Here is a 16,870-nt window from a genome sequence, read left to right as displayed (position 1 = left end):
ATGCACCAACAAGGGGAAATACGCCGGGTGGCGTACACGGAGGTACTCAGGCGGATGGGGCACCGCCGAGCGCCTACCTAACAAACCCATTTTGGGCTTTAAAATGCCCAAAATGGGTAAATCAATAGCGCCAGCCGTCGAGAAAACCGCCAGCCTGGCGGATGCTCTTTTCACCATGACTCAGCAGCGCGTGCTCGGCTACCTTTTCGGCCAGCCCGAGCGCAGCTTCTTTTCCAGCGAGCTGATCAAGCTTACCGGTGCGGGCTCCGGCGCCGTGCAACGCGAACTCAAACATCTGACCGACAGCGGCCTGCTCGTCACCTCGCGCGTCGGCAACCAGAAGCACTATCAAGCGAACGCCTCGGCGCCGATCTACGAGGAGTTGAGCAGCATCGTGCGCAAGACCTTCGGGCTCGCCGGTCCGCTGCGGGAAGCCTTGGCACCTCTCGCCGACAAGATCGACGCTGCCTTCGTGTTCGGCTCGGTCGCCAAGAAGAGCGACACGGCAACGAGCGACATCGACCTGCTCCTGATCAGTGAAGAACTTGCGTATTCGGATCTGTTTCTCGCGCTCGACGCGGTATCGGCACGACTCGGCCGTACAGTAAACCCGACCCTGTTCACGAGAAAGGAACTCATGCGAAAACACAAGGACGGCGAATCGTTCGTGAGGCGCGTCATGGAACAGCCCAAGCTCTGGGTGATCGGCGACGCAGATGCCCTCCCCGCTTGAAAACCTGTGCGGCCCGGCCAAGCCGCTCGCCGCTGAACCCCCTGACGCCCGCGAATTCGCAGGGCTGATGCGTTCCGGCTTGGCGCGCCTGGCGGATGCCCAGGTGATGCAACTCTCGGTCGAGGGCCGCTTCGATCTGGCCTACAACGCGGCACACGCGATGTGCCTCGCGGCGCTTCGCTGGCATGGCTACCGGTCGAGCAACCGCTTCATCGTCTTTCAGGTTCTGCCCCACACACTGGCGCTGGGGCCGGAAGTCTGGCGCGTGCTGGCCAAGGGTCACGAAATACGAAACCTCGGCGAGTACGAAGGCGACCTGAATGTGGATGAACGCATCGTTCGCGACCTGATCGCGGCATGCCAGAGCGTGGTCTCGAAACTCTCTGCGCTGCCGCCGCCAAAACCAGGCTGAGCGTTCGCGGTGGGCTCAGTGCTGCGTCGCCCGCCGATGCAGCACCGCCACCATCAACGCAGAGACCGTCAGGTACACCAGCGCCACACCGAATGCGCCCGCATAGCCCGCCGCATTCGCCGCATCGCCCAGCCGCCCATAGAACAGGATGCCGATCAGCGCCACGCCCAGCGCATTGCTCGCCTGCTGCACCATCGACAGCACACCCGACGCCACGCCCGCATGCTGCGACGGCAGCCCGGCCAGCACGGTGGAGACCAACGGCGCCATCACCATGCCGAGCCCCGCGCCCTGCACCAGCAGCAACGGCACCATCCACGCGACCACATGCGTGTGGCCAACCCACCCGGCGACGTTGACGAACTGCAGCGCATGGCCAGCGGCCAGCACCGGCGCACCGAGCGCGATCGGCGGCTTGCCGCCGAAGCGGCGTGCAAGGCGCGCACCGGCCATCGAGGCCGCGAAGAAGCCGATCGCCAATGACGTGAAGACGAGGCCCGAGGTCAGCGGGCCCAGCGCCAGGCCTTGCTGCAGGTAGAGCGCCAGCACGAAGTACAGCGAAGCGTTTCCGGCATAGAAGGCCAGTGTGGTGAACAGCCCCATGGCGAAGCGGCGGTTCGCCAGCAGTGCGGGCGCCACCAGCGGTGCGCCGCCTCTTGCAGCGAGGCGGCGCTGCTGGAAGGCAAAGGCAGCCAGCAGCGGCAGCGCCGTGGCCAGGCACAGCCAACTCCAAAGCGGCCAGCCTTGCGCGCGCCCTTCCACCAGCGGCAGCACCACGGCCACCGAAGCCGCGGCCACCAGCAGCATGCCGATCAGGTCGAGCCTGCTGGTGCCGCTGTTCGCCAGCGGCGGAATGACGCGCGGTGCCAACACCAGTGCCAGCAGGCCGATGGGCACGTTGATGAGAAAGCAACTGCGCCATCCAAGCCCGGCCACGTCGGCATGGATCAACAGCCCGCCCACCAACTGACCCAGCGTGGCGCCCAGGCCCAGCGTGAGCCCATAGGCCGCAAACGCACGCGCACGATCCTCGCCGGCGTAGGCCAGGCCGATCATCGCGAGCACCTGCGGTTGCAGCAGCGCACCGGCCAGCCCCTGCAGCACGCGAGCCGCTACCAGCAGCTCGGCATTCGGTGCGAAACCGCAGGCGGCCGAGGCGAGCGTGAACAGCAAGAGGCCCAGCATGAACATGCGGCGCCGGCCGAACAGGTCGCCGAGCCGGCCGCCGGTGATCAGGCCCGCGGCGGTGGCAAGGCCATAGCCGGCCACCACCATCTGCAAGGTGCCCGTGCCGGCCTGCAGCTCGCGCTGCATCGAGGGCAGCGCGACGTTGACGATGAAGAAGTCCAGCACCACCAGGAAGGTGCCGCTGAGCATGACCCACAGGGCGAGTGGGCCGGGCCTGGCCGCGCTCGCGCCGTGGCCGGCCGTGGATGAAAGCGATGCTGCCGGAACAGCGATGTTTGACTGCGTCATGATGGATTCGAGTGTTGGGCCGAGGCGGCGCTGCGGCAATGACCTCGGAGGTCATCGCCGGGGCTTCAGGCCGAAGGCGTCGGCAGGATGAACTGGTAGTCGGCGGCGATGCGCCCGTCCTCGGCAAGCACCAGGAACTCGAGCCCGAGCGCAGCGACGGGGCCGCCCCCGGCCGGCACCATCTCCCAATGGAACATCACGGTGTTCTGCAGCAACTGGGCGTCGCCGGCCGCGCGAAAAAGAAAGCCGCCGTCGCGCACGTTCCTTTCGTGCGAACCGGTGACACGCTGCGCCAGCGCCTCGTAGCCCTTGGCCCGCAGCGTGCGCACGCAGTGTTCGCCCTGGGGTGCCCACAGGCTGGCGATGGCATCGCGGCGCGCGCCCGCGTCCGTCAGGTTCCAGAGCGCGACGTAGCGCTCGGCAAGTTCGGCGAAGTCGATGTCGAGCTTGGTATTCGTATTCATGGGGTCTGCTCCGGCGTTTTCGAGAGAGTGAAACTGCAGTTTCTGCCGCGACCGGTGGACAGTGAATGCCTGCCAGGCCGAGAATCATGTCCATTCGTCCACCCTCACAGGAGCTCCATGGATCCGCTCGACGACGTCTTCGCCGCCATGCGCGTGCGCAGCGCGCTGTATGCCCGCCTCGAAGCCGGCGCGCCCTGGGGCCTCAGCCTGGCAGGTGGCGAGAGTGCGCGCTTCGGCCTCGTGGTGCGCGGCAGCTGCTTGCTCGAAGTCGATGGGGTCGACCACCCTGTCGCGCTCGCCGCCGGCGACTGCTATGTGCTGGCGCACGGCTCGCCCTATGTGCTGCGCGACCGTCCGGACACGCCGACGGTGAGCTGCACCTCGGTCGTGCGCGACCGCATCGGCGGCGTCGTCGAACTGGGCGGCACGAGCGCCGCGGCCTCGGTGATCTGCGGCTGGTTCCATTTCGACCCGCGCGCCGCGCGCCCGTTGCTCGACCTGTTGCCGGTGCTGCTGCACGTGAAGATGGAAGAGGCGCGCGCCCTGGCGCTGCAGGGCACGCTGCAGCTGCTTGCGATGGAAACCGGCGAACCCGGCCTCGGCTCCGGGTTGCTCGTGAGCCGGCTGGCCGACATCGTGTTCGTGCAGGCAGTGCGCGCCCACGTCGCGGCCGGCGGCGAATCGCAGACGGGCTGGCTGGGCGCGCTGGCCGACACCCGCATCGGCCCCGCGCTGCGCGCGATGCACAAGGACATGGCCCGCGACTGGACGGTGGAATCGCTGGCCTCTACCGCCAGCCTGTCGCGCTCGGCCTTCGCGCAGCGCTTTCGCGAGCGCGTGGGGCAGGCGCCGCTGGAATACCTCACGCAATGGCGCATGTTCAAGGCCGGCAACATGCTGGGCCAGGGCAACGCCGCGCTGGGCACCATCGCCGGCGCGGTGGGCTATGAATCGGAAGCCGCGTTCAGCAAGGCCTTCAAGCGCGAGAAGGGGATGGCGCCCGGTGCCTGGCGCGCGGCGACACGCGAGGGCGTCGCGGCCTGAGAAGGATTTGCTCCTTCCTCAAGCCTTGGCGGCGTGCTTGAACTGCGCGGCTGCAAAGGCCCAGGCCATGCGCGTCGCATCGGGCCCGGCCGCATCGCTGAACAACAGCTTGGCCGCGCCGCCGCTCCACGCATGGCCGAGCCCGGCGATCTCGCACAGCGCGACGACGGTGCGGCCCTTGCGCCTGAAATCGGTCAGGCGCATCGCGCGGCGCTTCCCACGCTGCACGTCGCGCGGCAATCCGGGCCGCGCGCCCATGGCCGTGGCCCACACGGCGGCGCTGCTCACGGCGTTGCTGGGCGCCACCACGGCATCGGCATCGCCGTGCAGCACCAGCATCGGGGGCAGGGTCGCGAAGACGGCCGCGGCGCCCATCGCCTTGCCCACCGCGGTCGCGGGCATCGGCGGTACGTTCTGGCCGCGCATGGCGCCGAGCGCAGTGGCCGGCGACTTCGCGGCGCCGGGTGCCACGCCCGAATGCATCACCACCGCGCGAAAGCGCTGCGGATAGCGCGTGGCCAGCAGCGCCGCCATGCTGGCCCCGGCCGAAAGACCGGCCAGCGCCACGCGATCGCGGTCCACCGGGTAGAGCATGCAGGCCTGGTCGACGGCGGCCATCAGCGTGGCGGCCTCGGCGTCGGCCTTACCGGAGCGGCGCTCGTACCAGTTCCAGCAGCCTTGCGGATGGGCCAGCCTGTCCTGCTCGGGGTAGAGCACCAGGAAGCGCTGGCGCACGGCCAGCGCGTTCATGCGCGTGCTGGCCGCGAAGTCTCGACCGGTCTGGCCGCAGCCGTGCAGCATGACCATCAGCGGCAGCTTCTCGCCGGGCTTCAGTTGCAGGCCGGCCGGACGAAACAGGTGATAGCCCCGCGCGCCGCCGGGGCCGAGCGCCATGCCGCTGAGCCAGTCGCCCTTGCCGGGCGGCGGCTTGAGCCGCTGGCCTGCCGCGCGCTGCACCTGGCCGGCCACGCGCTTGCTGTTGCCGAGCGTGATCTTGGTGAGTGCCTTGAGGTTGCGCTCGTAGGCGCGGGCGAAAACGGAAGCAGTGGAACGACGGACCATGGCGCAGTGTGAGGGCAAAGCGCCAGCCGGCCAAACAGACGGCGCCAGTTCGCGTCAGTAGATCTCCGGCACGATCATGTTCGCCGGCACGGGTTGGCGCAGGTAGTCGTCGTGCCGCACGCGCGATGGCAGCTCGACCGGCGGATGCGCCACTTCCTGGTAGGGCAACTGGCCCAGCAGATGGCTGATGCAGTTCAGGCGCGCCTTCTTCTTGTCGACGGCCTGCACCACCCACCACGGCGCTTCGGGGATGTGGGTGCGCTCCAGCATGATTTCCTTCGCCTTGGTGTATTCCTCCCAGCGGCGGCGGCTTTCCAGATCCATGGGGCTCAGCTTCCACTGCTTGAGCGGATCGTGGATGCGGCCGAGAAAGCGCATGTGCTGCTCGTCGTCGGTGATGGAGAACCAGTATTTGATGAGCTTGATGCCCGAGCGCACCAACATCTTCTCGAACTCCGGCACGGTGCGGAAGAACTCTTCGTATTCGCCGTCGGTGCAAAAGCCCATCACGCGCTCGACGCCGGCGCGGTTGTACCAGCTGCGGTCGAACAGCACCATTTCGCCGGCGGCCGGCAGGTGCGCGGCATAGCGCTGGAAGTACCACTGCGTGCGTTCGCGGTCGTTGGGCGCGGGCAATGCGGCCACGCGGGCCACACGCGGGTTCAGGCGCTGCGTGATGCGCTTGATGACGCCGCCCTTGCCGGCCGCATCGCGGCCTTCGAAAAGAATGACCACCTTCTGCCGGCTGTGCTGCACCCAGTCCTGCAGCTTCACGAGCTCGCCCTGCAGGCGGAACAGTTCCTTGAAGTAGGCCTGCCGGGCGGCCTTGTCGCTCGAACGGGCCTCGGGGTCGGAGCCGTCGAAGTTGCGGTCCTCGATTTCGAGCTCGAGCTCTTCGTCATAGCTGTCGATCAGGTCGCGGGCGATGCGTTGCATCAGGTCTTCGTGGTCTGGAAGTGCGCTCGTCGGCATCATGGCAAGGAGAGAAGAGGTGTGGGGTGGAACAGGGCATGCTGCCCGCCGCATGTGACCGTTGCATGACGGCGTTGCGTCAGCCGACACGAAGTTGTCACATGCGGCGAACACCATCCGGGGCACTCCCTTTTGTCTTTCCTGATCGACACGCACCTTGCCGGCACTCCATGACCTGGCCGCCAGTTCATACGGCGGCGACGAAGCCGGGCTGATCTGCGGCTATCTGTTCGACGCCGCCGCGTCGAAACCCGTAGAGACCATCGACTCGGCGCGGGCCGCGGCTTGGCTGGACAGCGGCGAGTCTCCCTCGTCGGACTCCGCATTCTTGTGGTTGCACTTCAATTTGAGCCACGCGCAGGCCGAGCGGTGGCTATTGCGCCATGCGCAACTCTCCGACACCTTCTACGAAACCCTGCACGAAGGACTGCCCTCCACGCGCATCGAGCGCGCCGACGATTCGCTGATCGCGGTCATCAACGACGTGCACTTCGAGTTCAGCTTCGAGCCTTCGGACATCTCCACGCTCTGGATCAGCGTGGGGCCGCGCCTCGTGGTCACGGCGCGCACCAAGCCGCTGCGCTCGGTCGATGCGCTGCGAACGGCGGTCAAGGCCGGCGACGCGCCGCGCTCGAGCACCGAACTGCTCGAGCACCTGCTACGCGCCCAAGCCGATGTGCTGGTGAAGATCGTGCGCGGCGTCACTTCTCGCATCGACCGCATCGAAGACGAGCTGCTGGCCGGCCGGCTCGACCACAAGCGCGCGCGGCTCGGCGTGCTGCGCCGGCTGCTGGTCCGGCTGCAGCGGCTGCTGGCCCCCGAGCCCGCCGCCCTCTTCCGCCTGCTGCAGGGGCCGCCGGCCTGGATGGCGGAGCCCGATGTGCAGGAACTGCGCGGCTCTACCGAAGAGTTTTCGGTGGTGCTGCGCGACATGCAGGCGCTGCAGGAGCGCATCAAGCTGCTGCAGGAAGAAATTGCCGCCAATGTGAACGAGGACAACAACCGCAGCCTCTTCGTGCTGACGGTGGTGACGGTGCTCGCCCTGCCCATCAACATCCTCGCCGGCCTGTTCGGAATGAACGTGGGCGGCATACCGCTGGCCGAGCACAAGCACGGGTTCTGGATCGTCGTGGCCATCGTCGCGAGCTTTACCGCGGTGGCGGCGTGGGCGGCTTTTCGCAAGAAGCGCTGAGCCGCACCGGCTGTTGCAGTAATGCTATTTATTTAATAGCAATCGCAATAGCATCCACGCGCCCGCATCGGGGTTCCAGACCCAATAGAATGACGCTGTGTCCTCCATTCTCAATGCCGATCTGCACTGCCATTCCGTGGTTTCCGACGGCACACTGACGCCCGAAGAATTGGCCGCGCGCGCCGCCGCCAACGGGGTCGAGCTCTGGGCTCTCACCGATCACGACGAAGTCGGCGGCCAGCACCGCGCGGCCGACGCGGCACGCGCAAACGGCCTGCGCTATCTCACCGGCACCGAAATTTCGGTGACCTTCGCCAACGAAACGGTGCACATCGTCGGACTGGGCTTCGACCCCGACGACGCCGCGATGACGCAGGGCCTCTACGACACGCGCGGCGGCCGCGGCAAGCGCGCGCAGGAAATGGCCGAGGGTCTGGCCAAGGTCGGCATCCATGGCGCCTATGAAGGCGCGCTCAAGTTCGTCGGCAACCCGGAGCTGATCTCGCGCACCCACTTTGCACGCTTTCTGGTCGAGCAGGGCCACTGCCGCGACACGCCCGAGGTGTTCCGCAAGTTCCTCACCGAGGGCAAGCCCGGCTACGTGCCGCACCGCTGGGCGTCGCTGAAGGACGCGGTGCAATGGATCACGGCCGCCAAGGGCATGGCCGTCATTGCGCATCCGGGGCGCTACAAGTTCACCGCGAACGAGGAATACGCACTGTTCCTCGAGTTCAAGGCGCATGGCGGGCAGGCGATCGAGGTCGTCACCGGCAGCCATACGACAGCCGAATACGTCGAATACGCCGACAAGGCGCTCGAGTTCGATTTCGCCGCTTCGCGCGGCAGCGATTTCCACAGCCCCGACGAAAGCCATTGCGATCTCGGCAAGCTGCCACCGTTGCCCGGTGCGCTCACGCCGGTGTGGGAACTGCTCAGCCATCGCATCCAGCAGTGAGCCAGAGCCCCGGGCCCGGCACCGGCAGCGCGGCATCGGCCGCACTGGCGAACGCCCGCGCCGCAGCGCAGCGGACGCGCGACGTCGAATCCGAACGCATCCTCGCGGGCATCGGCATGGTGCTGGTGGCGGTGGCCTGCTTTGCGACGCTCGACACGGCCACCAAGACATCGACCGCGGCCGTGCCGATCCTCATGGGCGTGTGGTTCCGCTATGCCTTCCAGGCCGTGGCCACTGCGGCCGTGCTGCTGCCGCGCCACGGTACGGCGCTGTTGCGCACGCAGCATCCGCGCTATCAGCTGCTGCGCGGCGCGTTGTTGCTGGTGTCGAGCACGCTGGCCTTTCTGAGCCTGCGCTACATGCCGCTGGCGGAATTCACGTCCATCGTGCTGATTGCACCGCTCGTCATCACCCTGCTGGCGGCCACCACGCTCAAGGAGCATGTCTCGGTGCTGCGCTGGGCCCTGGTGGCGGGCGGCTTCATCGGCACGCTGGTCATCCTGCGGCCGGGCGGCGATGCGTTCAGCTGGGCCGTGCTGCTGCCCATCGGGCTGGTGCTGACCAACGCATGGTTCCAGGTGCTCACGAGCAGGCTGGCGCAGACCGAGAACCCGCTGACCATGCACTTCTATACCGGCTGGGTGGGTGCGCTGATCGCCTCGCTGGCGCTGCCGTTCGTGTGGACGGCGCTGCCCTCGTGGCACTGGTGGGCATTGCTGTGCCTCATGGGCTTCATGGGCACGGTGGGGCACTTCATTCTGATCCTCGCCTACCAGCGCGCACCTGCATCGACGCTCACGCCGTACCTGTATGCGCAGATCGCCTTTGCCATGCTGGGCGGCTGGCTTGTTTTTTCCCACGTGCCCGACCGCTTCTCGCTCATCGGCATCTCGATGATCGCGGTGTGCGGTGCGGCCGGCGCCTGGCTGACCGTGCGCGAGCGCCGCGTCCCCATCGAGCCCGCGGAATCGTAATCAGGAGTCTTTCATGGCCCAGTACTTCGAAGTTCACCCCGACAACCCCCAACAACGCCTGCTCAAGCAAGCCGCCACGCTGCTCCAGCGCGGAGAGATCGTGGCCGTGCCCACCGACTCGAGCTACGCGCTGGCGTGCCACCTCGACGACAAGGACGCGGTCGACCAACTGCGCCGCATCCGCCAGGTCGACGAGAAGCACCACCTCACGCTGCTCTGCCGCGACCTGAGCGAACTGGCCAACTACGCGCGGGTCGACAACAAGCAGTACCGCCTGCTGAAGGCGGCCACGCCGGGGCCCTACACCTTTCTGCTCGAAGCCACCAAGGAAGTGCCACGGCGCGTGAGCCATCCACAGCGCAAGACCATCGGCCTGCGCGTGCCCGACCACAAGGTGCTGCTGGAGCTGCTGATGCTGCACGGAGCGCCGCTGCTGGCCACGACGCTGATCGCACCCGGCGAAACAGAAGCGCTGAACGATGCGCAAACGATCCGCGAGCGCTTCGAGAAGCAGATTGGCGCCGTCATCGACGCCGGCGCCTGCGCTTCGCAACCCACCACGGTGGTCGACCTCACGCCCATGGCCACGGGCGACGATCCGGTCGTGGTGCGGCAAGGCCGCGGCGCGCTGGCGGTGCTCGGCCTCTGACGAGCGGCACCGAAGCTTCTACTCTGTCTGACACAATCGCCCAGTGGATATTTCCAACCTGATACAGACCGTGCTTATTTACGCACTGCCCGTGGTCTTCGCGATCACGGTGCACGAGGCGGCGCACGGTTATGTGGCGCGCCATTTCGGTGACAACACGGCCGAAGTGATGGGCCGCGTGACGCTCAATCCGATCAAGCACATCGACCCCATCGGGACCATCCTGATGCCGCTGATGCTGTACTTTGCAACCTCTGGGGCCTTCCTGTTCGGCTATGCCAAGCCGGTGCCGGTGAACTTCGGGCACCTGCGTCATCCGAAGCGCGACATGATCTGGGTGGCGCTGGCCGGCCCGGTGTCGAATTTCATACAGGCCATTCTTTGGGCGCTGGTGCTGGTCGGGCTCATCGCGGCAGGCATCAATGAAACCTTTTTCATCAAGATGGCGCAAGGCGGCGTGCTGGTCAACCTCGTGATGTGGGCCTTCAACCTCTTTCCGCTGCCTCCACTCGACGGCGGCCGCGTGCTCGCGGGCCTGCTTCCCAACGGACCGGCGCAGAATTTTCTGGCGCGCATCGAGCCCTTCGGTTTCTTCATCGTGATGGGCCTGGTGATCGCGGGCGTTGTCAGCACCTTCTGGCTGCGCCCGTTGATGGACGTCGGCTACACGGTCATCAACCTGCTTATCTCCCCGCTCACGGCTTTGCTGCGTTAAGTTCCTCTCCCATGGCTTCGTCTTCTTCTGCTCCCCTGCGCGTCCTGACCGGCATCACGCCGTCCGGCACGCCGCACCTCGGCAACTACGTCGGCTCGATCCGCCACTCGGTGCGGCAGAGCGTCGCGCCGGGCGTGGAGAGCTTCTTTTTCCTGGCCGACTACCACGCGCTCATCAAGGTGCAGGAGCCCGCCCTCATCCAGCGCTCTACGCTCGAGATTGCCGCCAGCTGGCTGGCCTGCGGGCTCGACCCCGAACGCGTGACCTTCTACCGCCAGTCGGACATCCCCGAAATTACCGAGCTGACCTGGTTTCTCACCTGCGTGACCGGCAAGGGCGTGCTCAACCGCGCGCATGCCTACAAGGCGCAAATCGACAAGAACGTCGCCAAGGGCGAAGACCCGGACGCCGAAGTGACGGCCGGCCTCTTCATGTACCCGGTGCTGATGGGCGCCGACATCCTGATGTTCAACGCGCACAAGGTGCCCGTGGGGCGCGACCAGGTGCAGCACATCGAAATGGCGCGCGACATGGCGCAGCGCTTCAACCACCAGTACGGCGAGCACTTCACGCTGCCCGACGCCGAGATCGACGATGCGGTCGCCACCCTGCCCGGCCTCGACGGCCGCAAGATGAGCAAGAGCTACGGCAACACGATCGCGATGTTCGCGCCGCGTGCGCAGCTGCAAAAGCAAATTGCCAGCATCGTGACCGACTCGCGCGCCCCCGGCGAACCGAAGGACACCGAAGGCTCCGCGCTGTTCCAGATCTACCAGGCCTTTGCGACAGCCGAAGAAACCGAAGCGCTGCGCAAGGCGTACGCCGAAGGCATCGCCTGGGGCGATGCGAAGCAGATGCTGTTCGAGCGCATCGACCGCGAAGTGGCGCCGCTGCGCGCCCGCTACGAAGCGCTGATGAACGACCCGGCGGAGATCGAGCGCATTCTGCTCATCGGTGCCGAGAAGGCCCGCAAGCTCTCGGGCCCCTTCATGACTGAACTGCGCCACGCGGTGGGGCTGCGCAATCTCGCGGCAGGCCGCGACAAGGGCGGTGCGCGCAAGGCGGCGAAGGTTGCCAAGCCGACCTTCAAGCAGTACCGCGAGCGCGGCGACGGGCTGTTCTATTTCAAACTGCTCGACGCGAACGGCGCAGCCCTGCTGCAGAGCCGTGGTTTCGCATCGCCGCAGGAAGCGGGGCGCGCCATTGCCGCCTTGCAGCAACAGCGCGGCGCGGCACTGGCCAGGCTTGCCGACCAGCTCGAGCCGGTCGGCACGGAAGAATTGCGCGCCGCGGATGCGGCGCTGGAAGCACTGGCGGAGGCAACGACCCCTACCCACGGGAGTTGATCCGGCAAGGATCCATCGGCTTACCCGCCGAGGACAAATGAGAGAAGACGGGCGATCACAAAGGAAGAAAACATGAGCATTTATGTCATCGACGACCATCCCCTGATGCGCGACGCGATCGTGATGGTGCTGCGGCGCCTGCGGCCGGCCGAAAATATCGTCGAGCTCGAGCGGCTGGACAAGCTCGCAAGCGCGGTCCAGCAGCGCGGGGCGCCGACCCTTTTCTGCCTGGACCTGAAGCTGCCCGACACCAACGGCGTTTCGGGTGTGGTCGCAGTCAAGCAGGTCTATCCCAACGTGCCGATCGCCGTTTACTCGGCGGCCCCGGCCGCGGACATGGAAGACGCGTGCATCGAAGCGGGCGCCGACACCTACATCGAGAAGTCGGCCAGCTCGGCCGAACTGGCCGCCGTGCTGCGCGGTCTCTTGATGGCCGGTTCGGAAGAGGCGGACGAGCCCGCGCTGGCCAACAACAGCAAGCTGTCGAAGCGCCAGACGCAGCTGATCGCCATGCTCGACAAGGGCATGAGCAACCGCGACATCGCGACCGACCTCGAAATCAGCGAGCACACGGTGAAGGTGCATCTGTGGCGCCTGTTCCGCCGCCTGGGCGTGAAGAGCCGCACGCAGGCGCTGCACTATGCGCGGACCAACGGGCTGCTTTCGAGTAACTAGGCTCGCCCCCAGGCTCCGCGCACTTCGTGTCGCTTCTCCCTCCCCCTACCGGGGGCAACACCTGAGGCCCGGCAAAGCCGGTTCCTCGGTGTTTCTGGAAGGGGCACGCGGGCGAGTTGTTGGCCGCTGAAACCGCGCTCTGGCGCGGTTTTTTGTTGGCGCTCGGTCTTCTCTAGCCGCCGGAGGCGCTGACGCGGGCTTGGGCCACGGCTTCGTCGGCGTCGTGCAGCGCGACGCGGAACACGCTGCCGCTGCCCAGGCGGGAGCGCACGCTGACGGGGTGGCCGAGCACGTGGGAGAGGCGGGCGACGATGGCCAAGCCCAGACCGAAGCCGTCGGACGTGCCGGCATGGTCGGCCACCTTGTAGAACTCCAGGAACACGTCGCGCAGGTGTTCGGGCGCAATGCCGATGCCGGTGTCCCACACCTCGATGCGAAGGCCGTCGCGCGTCTGCCGCGAGGCGAGCAGCACGCCGCCGTCGGTGGTGTACTTGATGGCGTTCGCAATCAGGTTGCCGATCATGCGGCGCACGCGGATCGGGTCCGTCAGGAAGCTGCCTTCGGTCACGTGCACCCGGAAGTCGAGCCCCCGGGTTTCGGCGACAGGACGGTATTGCAGTTCCAGGTCGTGCAGCAACTCGGCCACTTCGACGCGCTCGATGTGCAGGCGCACCTGGCCCGAGTCGATGCGGGCCAGATCGAACATCGAATCGAACAGCGCATTCACGGCGTGCGTGGCGCGAACGATCTTCGGCGCGAGCTCCAGCACCAGTTCGGGCTCGTTGCGCAGCCAGTCGGCGTAGAGCGATAGCGCCAGCACCGGCTGGCGCATGTCGTGCGCGGCGCTCGCGAGAAAGCGGTTCTTCATCGCCACCGCCGCCACCGCGGCCTGCCGCTGCTGCGTGAGCGACTTGATCAGGATGTGGTTGTGGAACAGCAGCTCCAGGCTGTTGCGCGCCGTCTCGTGAATGTGGCGCCCCGCGCGCAGCAGCAGAAACCAATGCAGGATGGGCAAGATCGGCATCAGGAAGCCGTACTGGAAATGCGGCTCCACGATATTGATGCTCACGAGCCGGATCAGAACCGCCCCGAGCATGGTGATGAAGAGCGTGTTGACGTAGCGCTTGAGCAGCGGCGGGTGCAGCGCCAGTCCGTTGAGCGGGAACGTGCCGACGCCGGCCACGATGAGCCAACTCATGAACTGGTTGACCTGCGGCGTGCGCTCGAAGAACAGCAGGATCGACGCCCCCCACACGATGGCGCTGGTGCTCCACACGAAGCCGTAGCGCTCGATGAACTGCTGCTGCGCCGCTGCGCTCCGGCCGGCGTAGCGCACCGCATAAACCCTGGCGCCCCACGCGCGGAAGGCGGTCGCAATGAGGCCGACGGCAAGCCACGTGAGCAGCTCCCAATGGGGTATGTAGCTCCAGTTCAGGCCGACCATGGCCGGCATGAGCGCGGCCGACACGAAGTACGAACCATGCGCGGAGCGCATCAGGCTGCGGATCAGTTCGCCGCGAACCCACGATTCGGCCTCATCGGCCGAGGTCGGAACCGGTGTCACGCTAGCGATCGACGCATTGGCCATGTGGCGCTCCGCCCTTTTTTTCTCATTCGACTACAGGAATCCCTCGGCATGCGGGCATGAAGAGGTGGCGATCTTAACGGGCCGAAGCCACCGCTTCGGGAAAGAACCGGTGCGGAGCGCCCGAGGGCACGGCGAGGCGCGGGGCCCGAAAACGAAAGTCTGCGCTCTCGCCCGATGCTTGAACTCTGGGCGCCTTCCGACCAAGTGCCGCCGGGCAAAAATGCATGCTTTGCCAGGAATGCCAACACAGCTGGCGTAATCACCACGTTGCCGATGTCGAACAGCGGCGTATGGACTTGTGAACTTCGATGGCATGAAGCTGCCCGACTTTGTCGCGCTGGCAGAAGCATGCGAAGGCGAGTGAATACCTTCGCGGCGGGAATCGCCCGCAGCGAGATCGTTGAACGTCAGCACCTCGCCCGGAATTGCTGGTCCCTGGCTTCCTTGCGCCGCTCGGCGATCCAAGACTGGGAGGCGCCGCTTTGTGGCTGTCGCGCCAGCCGGTCGTAGTACTCGACCTGCTGGTTCCAGTGCGCGCAACGTGAAGAATCGCCAGCAGTCACGCCGGCCGTCGCCGCGCCGCGCTGCTCCATCGCCTGGCGCTGCACCGCGTAGCCCTGCCGGGTTTGCTGGTCGGCAATCTGGACCTGCTGCTCCCACGAAAGGCCGCCGGGAACAGCCTCTATCCGCTCCACCAATGCACCGCGCTCCCTGCAATGGTCCGGCGACCAGAAACGACCGCCGCTGTTGCTCACGCACAGAAACACCTGGGCTGAACCGGCCGAATCGAGATTGCGTACCGGCGGCGAGACGTCCACCACCTTGCCCTTGCCGCACGACTCGGTGCTGTACTGGTTGCCGCAGCGGTAGACCTGCTGGGCTTGAGCCTGAGCCATGGGGCCAGCGGCCATGACCAGCAAGGTGAGGACAACGAAGCGCATTCCGGGATAGTAGCCCCGCAATACACATTTGCACGGCCTGCTTACCTTCGATGGAGCGATCCAAGGGTTCGACCCTGGCGCGTTCTGGAACGCCGGGCCGCATTCCGAGGGAAACAGGCAAAAAAATAGCCCCTTTGCGGGGCCATTCTTGGAGGAGAGGGAGGGATTCGAACCCTCGGTACTATCGCTAGTACGCCTGATTTCGAGTCAGGTACATTCGACCACTCTGCCACCTCTCCGGTGCTGTCGAGCCTGCGATTCTAGCAGACAAAAACGGGGCTTTTGAAGCGCCGGGCGCGTCAGGCGCGCAACAGTTCCAGACCGCCCAGGTAGGGCCGCAGCGCGGCGGGCACATTGATCGAGCCGTCTTCGTTCTGGTGGTTCTCCAGCACCGCGACCAGCGTGCGGCCGACGGCCAGGCCCGAGCCGTTGAGCGTGTGGACCAGTTCGTTCTTGCCCTGCGCGTTCTTGAACCGTGCCTGCAAACGGCGCGCCTGGAAGGCTTCGCAGTTCGAAACCGAACTGATTTCACGGTAGGTGTTCTGCGCGGGCAGCCACACCTCGAGGTCATAGGTTTTGGTGGAGCCAAAGCCCATGTCGCCCGTGCACAGCAGCACCACGCGGTACGGCAGTTCCAACGCCTGAAGCACGGCTTCGGCATGGCCGGTCATCTGCTCGAGCGCGTCGTAGCTCTTTTCGGGGTGGACGATCTGCACCATCTCGACCTTGTCGAACTGGTGCTGGCGGATCATGCCGCGCGTGTCGCGGCCGGCGCTGCCAGCTTCCGAGCGGAAGCACGGCGTGTGGGCCGTGAGCTTGATCGGCAGTTGCGCCTCGGCCACGACTTCGTCGCGCACGAAGTTGGTCAGAGGCACTTCGCTGGTGGGAATGAGGTAGAGCGCCGAGTGGTCGGGTGCGGGCTCGCCATCCTGGCCGCCCTTCTTGGCCGCAAACAGGTCGCCTTCGAACTTGGGCAGCTGGCCGGTGCCGCTGAGCGTGGCGGCGTTGACGATGTAGGGCACGTAGCACTCGGTGTAGCCGTGCTTCTCGGTCTGGGTGTCGAGCATGAACTGCGCAAGCGCGCGATGCAGCCGGGCAATCGGCCCCTTCATGACGGAGAAGCGCGAGCCCGAGAGCTTGGCACCCATTTCGAAATCGAGCCCGAGCGGCGCGCCAAGATCCACATGGTCCTTGGGCGGAAAGCCCAGTGGCGTGGCGTTGGCGCCGACACCGCCTTGAGGGCTCCAGCGGCGCATTTCGACATTGCCGGTTTCGTCTTCGCCGACCGGCACGCTGGCGTGCGGCAGGTTGGGCACGGCCAGCAGCAGCGCGTGCAGTTCGGGCTGAATTTCTTCCAAACGCTTGGATTGCGATTCCTGCTCGGCCTTGAGCGCGTTGACCTCGGCCATCAGCGCATCGACCGGTTCGCCCTTGGCCTTGAGCGGCCCGATCTGCTTGTTCAGCGTGTTGCGGCGGGCCTGGATTTCCTCGGTGCGGGTTTGCAGCGTCTTGCGCTCGGCCTCGAGCGCGGTGAACGCCGACACGTCGAGGTAGGGCTGGTTCTTCTTGCGTTTTTCGAGGCCGGCCACAGCGGAGGCCAGGTCTTTGCGGAGCAGGGTGATGTCGAGCATGCAAGGATTTTAGGCGGGCGTAGTATCTTGGCCTCGACAAC

General features: G+C 66.3%; 17 protein-coding genes and 1 tRNA gene. 10 read left to right on the top strand and 8 right to left on the bottom strand.

Going from position 1 to position 16,870, the window contains the following annotated elements:
- Positions 1–103 precede the first annotated feature (103 nt).
- Both QFZ42_RS03180 and QFZ42_RS03175 read left to right on the top strand, forming a co-directional pair.
- On the top strand, positions 104–733 hold the full coding sequence (locus QFZ42_RS03180; RefSeq protein ID WP_307699556.1) for a nucleotidyltransferase domain-containing protein: 630 nt from the start codon (positions 104–106) through the stop codon (positions 731–733).
- Positions 717–1,145 carry a hypothetical protein gene (locus QFZ42_RS03175; protein ID WP_307699555.1) on the top strand — a complete coding sequence of 143 codons (429 nt, stop codon included), beginning with the start codon at positions 717–719 and terminating at the stop codon, positions 1,143–1,145. Before QFZ42_RS03180 ends, QFZ42_RS03175 begins: the two co-directional genes overlap by 17 nt.
- Before the next feature lie 15 nt (positions 1,146–1,160).
- Here the strand turns inward: QFZ42_RS03175 and QFZ42_RS03170 are convergent, their stop codons facing one another.
- Complete coding sequence (locus tag QFZ42_RS03170) at positions 1,161–2,621, bottom strand: MFS transporter (RefSeq protein ID WP_307699554.1); 1,461 nt, start codon at positions 2,619–2,621, stop codon at positions 1,161–1,163.
- Between the two features lie 65 nt (positions 2,622–2,686).
- Positions 2,687–3,085: a hypothetical protein gene (locus QFZ42_RS03165; RefSeq protein ID WP_307699553.1), complete on the bottom strand. Its 399-nt coding sequence runs from the start codon at positions 3,083–3,085 to the stop codon at positions 2,687–2,689.
- Between the two features lie 117 nt (positions 3,086–3,202).
- Here QFZ42_RS03165 and QFZ42_RS03160 point away from each other — a divergent pair, with 117 nt between their 5' ends.
- Positions 3,203–4,129: an AraC family transcriptional regulator gene (locus QFZ42_RS03160; RefSeq protein WP_307699552.1), complete on the top strand. Its 927-nt coding sequence runs from the start codon at positions 3,203–3,205 to the stop codon at positions 4,127–4,129.
- An 18-nt stretch (positions 4,130–4,147) separates the two neighbouring features.
- Here QFZ42_RS03160 and QFZ42_RS03155 read toward each other — a convergent pair whose 3' ends face one another.
- Positions 4,148–5,191, bottom strand: a complete 1,044-nt coding sequence (locus tag QFZ42_RS03155; RefSeq protein WP_307699551.1) for an extracellular catalytic domain type 1 short-chain-length polyhydroxyalkanoate depolymerase — start codon at positions 5,189–5,191, stop codon at positions 4,148–4,150.
- Between the two features lie 54 nt (positions 5,192–5,245).
- Positions 5,246–6,163 (bottom strand): polyphosphate kinase 2, encoded by a 918-nt coding sequence (gene ppk2, locus QFZ42_RS03150; protein WP_373423377.1) that lies wholly within the window; start codon positions 6,161–6,163, stop codon positions 5,246–5,248.
- 157 nt (positions 6,164–6,320) lie between these two features.
- Between ppk2 and QFZ42_RS03145 the strand changes: the two genes are divergently transcribed.
- The 7 genes from QFZ42_RS03145 (at position 6,321) to QFZ42_RS03115 (ending at position 12,669) form a co-directional block, all read left to right on the top strand.
- A complete protein-coding gene (locus tag QFZ42_RS03145) occupies positions 6,321–7,355 on the top strand; it encodes a transporter (RefSeq protein ID WP_307699549.1) in 1,035 nt (344 codons plus the stop codon).
- Positions 7,356–7,452: 97 nt separating this feature from the next.
- Positions 7,453–8,310 (top strand): 3',5'-nucleoside bisphosphate phosphatase, encoded by an 858-nt coding sequence (locus tag QFZ42_RS03140; RefSeq protein WP_307699548.1) that lies wholly within the window; start codon positions 7,453–7,455, stop codon positions 8,308–8,310.
- On the top strand, positions 8,307–9,284 hold the full coding sequence (locus QFZ42_RS03135) for a DMT family transporter (protein WP_307699547.1): 978 nt from the start codon (positions 8,307–8,309) through the stop codon (positions 9,282–9,284). Before QFZ42_RS03140 ends, QFZ42_RS03135 begins: the two co-directional genes overlap by 4 nt.
- A gap of 13 nt (positions 9,285–9,297) precedes the next feature.
- The gene (locus tag QFZ42_RS03130; protein ID WP_307699546.1) at positions 9,298–9,933 is read left to right on the top strand and encodes an L-threonylcarbamoyladenylate synthase; all 636 of its coding nucleotides are present in this window, start codon (positions 9,298–9,300) and stop codon (positions 9,931–9,933) included.
- Positions 9,934–9,976: 43 nt separating this feature from the next.
- Positions 9,977–10,648, top strand: a complete 672-nt coding sequence (locus QFZ42_RS03125) for a site-2 protease family protein (protein ID WP_307699545.1) — start codon at positions 9,977–9,979, stop codon at positions 10,646–10,648.
- Positions 10,649–10,659: 11 nt separating this feature from the next.
- Positions 10,660–11,994, top strand: coding sequence for a tryptophan--tRNA ligase (locus QFZ42_RS03120; RefSeq protein WP_307699544.1), 1,335 nt, complete (start codon positions 10,660–10,662; stop codon positions 11,992–11,994).
- Positions 11,995–12,066: 72 nt separating this feature from the next.
- Positions 12,067–12,669 carry a response regulator transcription factor gene (locus QFZ42_RS03115; RefSeq protein ID WP_307699543.1) on the top strand — a complete coding sequence of 201 codons (603 nt, stop codon included), beginning with the start codon at positions 12,067–12,069 and terminating at the stop codon, positions 12,667–12,669.
- A 172-nt stretch (positions 12,670–12,841) separates the two neighbouring features.
- On the opposite strand, the gene shkS is transcribed toward QFZ42_RS03115, so the two are convergent.
- The 4 genes from shkS to serS form a co-directional block, all read right to left on the bottom strand.
- A complete protein-coding gene (gene shkS / locus QFZ42_RS03110) occupies positions 12,842–14,257 on the bottom strand; it encodes a surface-behavior sensor histidine kinase ShkS (RefSeq protein WP_307699542.1) in 1,416 nt (471 codons plus the stop codon).
- Positions 14,258–14,664: 407 nt separating this feature from the next.
- Positions 14,665–15,153, bottom strand: a complete 489-nt coding sequence (locus tag QFZ42_RS03105; RefSeq protein WP_307699541.1) for a hypothetical protein — start codon at positions 15,151–15,153, stop codon at positions 14,665–14,667.
- Positions 15,154–15,347: 194 nt separating this feature from the next.
- A tRNA-Ser gene (locus QFZ42_RS03100) sits at positions 15,348–15,437 on the bottom strand.
- A gap of 60 nt (positions 15,438–15,497) precedes the next feature.
- Positions 15,498–16,829, bottom strand: coding sequence for a serine--tRNA ligase (serS, locus tag QFZ42_RS03095; RefSeq protein WP_307699540.1), 1,332 nt, complete (start codon positions 16,827–16,829; stop codon positions 15,498–15,500).
- Positions 16,830–16,870: the final 41 nt, after the last annotated feature.

This window comes from Variovorax paradoxus (assembly GCF_030815855.1).
GTDB lineage: Bacteria > Pseudomonadota > Gammaproteobacteria > Burkholderiales > Burkholderiaceae_C > Variovorax > Variovorax paradoxus_M.
This window is presented reverse-complemented; position numbering and strand designations above follow the sequence as displayed.